General features: G+C 68.1%; 2 protein-coding genes and 1 pseudogene. All 3 read right to left on the reverse strand.

Translation table 11 applies throughout. The features are described from left to right. Nucleotides 1-55: 55 nt before the first annotated feature. Nucleotides 56-634, reverse strand: a complete 579-nt coding sequence (locus FKP22_RS28400; protein WP_141291448.1) for a DUF3261 domain-containing protein — start codon at nt 632-634, stop codon at nt 56-58. After that, nucleotides 631-1704, reverse strand: a complete 1074-nt coding sequence (locus FKP22_RS28405; protein WP_141291450.1) for a class I SAM-dependent methyltransferase — start codon at nt 1702-1704, stop codon at nt 631-633. The genes FKP22_RS28400 and FKP22_RS28405 overlap by 4 nt, the downstream gene beginning before the upstream one ends. 9 nt (nt 1705-1713) lie before the next feature. Next, a pseudogene (locus tag FKP22_RS32955) lies at nt 1714-2039 on the reverse strand (MMPL family transporter); the annotation flags it as partial.

Below are 2039 nucleotides of genomic sequence, written 5' to 3' on the forward strand. Positions count from 1 at the left end.
TGGCCTTCGCCCAGCGCGCAGGTCAAGCCCAAAGCATGCAGGTAGACCGCGCCACTCAAGGTGCGCCCTCCTGCGGCGCAGACTCGATCTGCAACGCGTAGTGCTCCTGCAGGTTGCGCAGCTGCACCTGGCTGCGGCCCAGCAACGGGCCGTCGATGCGAATGCTGACGGCCAGCTGCCCGTCGTGCCGCAGCTCGCGGCCGGCCTCGGTTTCGATGAACGACCAGCCCTGTGGCAGCGCCTGCTGCACGCTGGCGGCCGGCCAGTAGACCAGGCTCATGTCGCGCAACAAGTGGGCCGCGTCCACGCTGGCCGGCAGCATCGCGTGGCGCTGTTCCTGCAGATCCTGCCCGTCCCATTGCAGCAGCAGCACGCGCTGGCCCAGTGCAAAAGCGGCCAGCAGCAGGCCGCCGGGTTCGAGTTGCAACTGCACGTCAATCGACTGGGCGGCGACACGGCCGTCGTCCAGCCGCGTGACGCGCAGGCGCTGCTGCAGGCTGGCGGACTCGGTGAGCAAAGCGGGTGACAGCCGCAGCATCGGCAGCTCGTGCCGCTCGGCCACCGGCGCGGCGGCGCAGGCGCACAGGCCCAACACGACGCTGGCCAGCCAAAGGCGACGGGAATGGACGATCATGCGTGAGCAAACCTCAGCAGGCTGTGGCAGTAGCCAATGCCGTCGCGCGTGGTCAGCAGCTTCAGGCCGGCGCGCTCGGCCAGGCGCACATAGTCTGCGCTCTCGTAGACCTTGCTGTTGCCGCTGGCCATGGCAGTGAAATAGGGTGAGGTGTTGATCAGGCAGTACGCGGCAATGTCGTAGCGCTGGCGGTCCCAGAAGGTGTCCATCACCAGCACCTGGCCCTGCGGCGCCAGCGCCGCGGCCACGCGCTCGAAGATGCCGGCGATGTGGTCCTCACTGAAGCAGCTGAGGAACTGGCTCATCCACACCAGGTCCATCTCGCCCGGCAAGGCACATGCCGTGTCCAGCAGGTCCACCGGGTGCAGGCTGGCGCGCGCGGACAGGCCGGCGTCCGCCAGGTTTTGCGCGGCCACCGCCAGTTGCTGCGGCAGGTCCACCAAGTGCAGCGCCACCTCGGGCTGGTAGCCCAGCGCGGCCAGGCTGAACTTGCCGGTGTTGGCGCCCACGTCCATCACCCGGCGCGGGCCGGTGGCGAACACATCGGGCAGTACGTCCGGAAAAGAGGTGTCTGAATAAAGGTGATCGAACGCGAACCAGCTGCTCTTGGCTGGCTCTGGCAGCTCGGCCATGCCCTGGTACAGCGTGGGCCAGTCGCCCAGGTGGGCCAGGCCCAGCGGCTGCTGCGCATCCAGCGAGCGTTCCAGCTCGAACAGGCCCTGGTAGCAGACGTCGTGCACGAAGTCGAAATTGACCTGGGTCATGCGGTCGCTGAGGATGCAGTAGCCGGTCTTGTCCAGCACCCAACGCCCGTCGGCGCGCAGCAGCACGCCGGCCGACAGGCAGGACTCCAGCACCACTTTCAGCGCGTAGTCGCTCCACTCGCCGTTGGCCAGCAGCTGCGCCTGCGTCAGCCCGCGGTCTCCCGCCTTGGCCAGCGCCTGCAGCAGGCCGCGCTTCCAGGCGTAGCGCACGCAGTGGAAAACGACCGGGCCAAAGGCGATCTTCTGGGCCTCGAAACGGGCTGCAAACGCGTGCTGCGGCTCGGGGGAAAACTTCTTGTCCAGCATGAAGGAGGGTCAGTTCGATGAAGAAGGGGAGCGGGGCAAGAAAACAGGCGTGAGGGCCCAGGCCAGTGTCACGCCGATCAGCAGTGTCAGCCCGAAGGCCCGCAGCGCTGGCGTGCCGGACAGCGCCAGCAGCCCGAAGGACAGCAGCGTGCAGGCGGCGGCCAGCGTGACGGAGAGAAACGGCCGTGTCGCCTCGGGCGCCGGCCGCTCCAGCAGGAAGATGCCGTAGTCCACGCCCAGGCCGAGCAGGATCAACAGCGGCAGCACATGGAACAACTGCAGCGGCTGGCCGGCCAGCGCCAGCAGCGCCACCGTCAACACACTGGCCAGCGCGG

It is taken from the genome of Ideonella azotifigens (assembly GCF_006519715.1).
Classification (GTDB): Bacteria; Pseudomonadota; Gammaproteobacteria; order Burkholderiales; family Burkholderiaceae_C; genus Ideonella; species Ideonella azotifigens.